3 protein-coding genes are annotated in these 2,487 nt (G+C 76.6%); all 3 read left to right on the forward strand.

All coding sequences use genetic code 11. The features are described 5' to 3' along the window. Positions 1–138: 138 nt before the first annotated feature. The 3 genes from FOE67_RS22635 to FOE67_RS22645 all read left to right on the forward strand — a co-directional run bounded on the left by FOE67_RS22635 (position 139) and on the right by FOE67_RS22645 (position 2,468). Complete coding sequence (locus FOE67_RS22635; RefSeq protein ID WP_182666693.1) at positions 139–840, forward strand: MBL fold metallo-hydrolase; 702 nt, start codon at positions 139–141, stop codon at positions 838–840. A gap of 153 nt (positions 841–993) precedes the next feature. After that, positions 994–1,989, forward strand: a complete 996-nt coding sequence (locus FOE67_RS22640; protein ID WP_438874285.1) for an arsenic resistance protein — start codon at positions 994–996, stop codon at positions 1,987–1,989. A gap of 71 nt (positions 1,990–2,060) precedes the next feature. After that, positions 2,061–2,468 carry a TOBE domain-containing protein gene (locus FOE67_RS22645; protein ID WP_182666694.1) on the forward strand — a complete coding sequence of 136 codons (408 nt, stop codon included), beginning with the start codon at positions 2,061–2,063 and terminating at the stop codon, positions 2,466–2,468. Positions 2,469–2,487: the final 19 nt, after the last annotated feature.

Consider the following 2,487-nt stretch of genomic DNA (forward strand, 5'->3'; position numbering starts at 1 on the left):
CCCCCGGCGCCCGGGCCCGGGGCGCGCGGCCGAAAAGCGCCCCCGCGCGGGGAACGGTGTCCGGGCGCCGGTCCCCCGTGGGTGCGCCGTCGGCGGAAAACGGGGACAGCGGGGACCGGCGGGCGTAGCGTCGCCCCCATGGAGACCGTCGTGCTCGCGCCGAACCTCTACCAACTGCGGATGGAGGTCGGACACGCCTACCTGTGGCGGGACCCCGGCGCGCTGACGCTGATCGACACCGGGTCGCCCGGCTCCGGGGAAGCGATCGTCGAGGCGATCGAACGCCTCGGCTGGGATCCGGGGGAACTGCGCACCGTGGTCCTGACCCACTTCCACGCCGACCACGCCGGCGGGGCCGCGGAACTCGCCGGCCGGGACGGGGTGACGGTGGTGGCCCACCGGCTGGAGGCCCCCGTCATCCGGGGCGAGGCGACCGGCCCGGAACCGGACATGGACGGGGCGCCGGAGTGGGAGCGGGCCCTGTACGACGGGGTGCCGCACCCGCCCACGGCTCCGCCCGCCCCCGTGCACCGGGAGGTGGGGGACGGCGACGAACTGGACATCGCGGGCGGGGCCGTGGTGGTGGAGGCGCCCGGCCACACCGACGGCAGCATCGCCCTCCACCTGCCGGGCCCCGGCGTGCTCTTCACCGGCGACGCGGCGGCCGGCGCGAACGGCGGGGTGATCCCCGGTGTGTTCCACGCCGACCGGACCCGGGCGACGGAGTCCTTCCGGCGGTTGGCGGGCCTGGAGGTCGAGACGGTCTGCTTCGGCCACGGCGACCCGTTGCTCGGCGGCGCCGGGGTGGCCCTGCGGCGGGCCGCCGACGCCCTCGGCTGACGCCGGTCGGCCACGGGCGCCGGCCGTCCGGGCCCGGTCCCGGGCACGGCGGGACGGGCGGGAACGGTTACGGTCGGGACGGACCACGCCCGGCACGCACCCCGGGCACCCCCACGGCTCCCCGGGAGCCCGGGCCCGAAGGAGACCACCGCCGTGTCGCAGTCCCCCGTGGCGTGGATGGAGCGCCGGCAGGTGCCCTGCTACGTGGGGGCGATCGGCGCCGGCACCCTGTGCGGACTGTTCGCGCCCGGCGCGGGCGGGGCCCTGGAGGCGGTGGTGGCGCCGGTTCTCGGGGCCCTGCTGTACGCCACCTTCCTCCAGGTGCCGATCGCGGGGTTGGGGCGTTCGCTGCGGGCGGGGCGGTTCCTGCTCGCGGTGCTGGTGGTGAACTTCGTCGTGGTGCCGCCGGTGGTGGCCGCGATGTTCCCGTTGATGCCCGGTGATCCGGCGCTGCGGCTGGGTGTGCTGCTGGTGCTGCTCGCGCCCTGCGTGGACTACGTGATCGTCTTCAGCCGACTGGCCGGCGGGAGCGCGGACCGCCTGCTCGCCGCCACCCCCCTGTTGCTGCTCGCGCAGATGGCGCTGCTGCCGCCGCTCCTGGCGCTCTTCCTCGGCCCCGAACTGGCGGAGGTGATCGAGCCCGGGCCCTTCCTGCACGCCTTCCTGTGGCTGATCGCGCTGCCGCTGGCGCTGGCGTGGCTCACGCAGGCGGCGGCCCGTCGACTCCGGGTCGGGCGGCTGGTCGCGGAGGGGACGGGGGCGGCGATGGTGCCGCTGATGGCGGCGGTCCTGCTCACCGTGGTCGCCTCCCAGCTGCCGAAGCTCGACGGCCGGCTGGGCGAGGTGGTGCCGACGGTGCCCTTCTTCGTCGCCTTCCTCCTCGTGATGGCATGGGCCGGGCGGGCGGTGGCCCGGGGGTTCCGGTTGCCGACGGCGGAGGGCCGGGCGGTGGTCTTCACCGGCGCCACCCGCAACGGCCTGGTGCTGCTGCCCCTGGCGCTGGCCCTCCCCGACGAGCGGGGGGCGGTCGCGCCGGTGGTGATGGTGGCGCAGACGCTGGTGGAGGTGGTGGGCATGGTGGTCCTCGTGCGGGTGGTGCCCCGGCTGCTGCCCGCCCCGGCCGAACATCCCGGGAACGCCGGGCGGTGAAGCCGCGGATGCGAGCCGTTCACCCGTGATTTCCTTGCACATACCGCCGCACACGGCATAGCGTGCCGCACATGCGCACCTACACCATCGGGCGGGCCGCCGCGCTCCTGGGGGTCAGCCCGGACACCGTCCGGCGCTGGGCCGACGCGGGACGGCTGGCCACCCGGCGGGACGAGCACGGCCGGCGGGTGGTGGAGGGGCCGGTGCTGGCCGCCTTCTGCGCCGACCTCGCCCGGGACGACGGGGACGGGGACGGCGGGCAGGACGGGGCGCCCCGGACCTCGGCCCGCAACGCCTTCCCCGGCATCGTCACCGCGATCACCCTCGGGGACGTGGTGGCGCAGGTGGAGATCCAGGCCGGGCCGCACCGGCTGGTGTCCCTGGTGACCCGGGAGGCGGTGGAGGAACTGGGGCTGGAGGTCGGCGCCGAGGCCACCGCCCGGGTCAAGGCCACCAACGTGCACATCGACCGCCCCTGAGCCGCGCCCGACCCCGTCC

Origin of the sequence: Streptomyces calidiresistens (genome assembly GCF_014141525.1) — a bacterium.
Classification (GTDB): Bacteria; Actinomycetota; Actinomycetes; order Streptomycetales; family Streptomycetaceae; genus Streptomyces; species Streptomyces calidiresistens.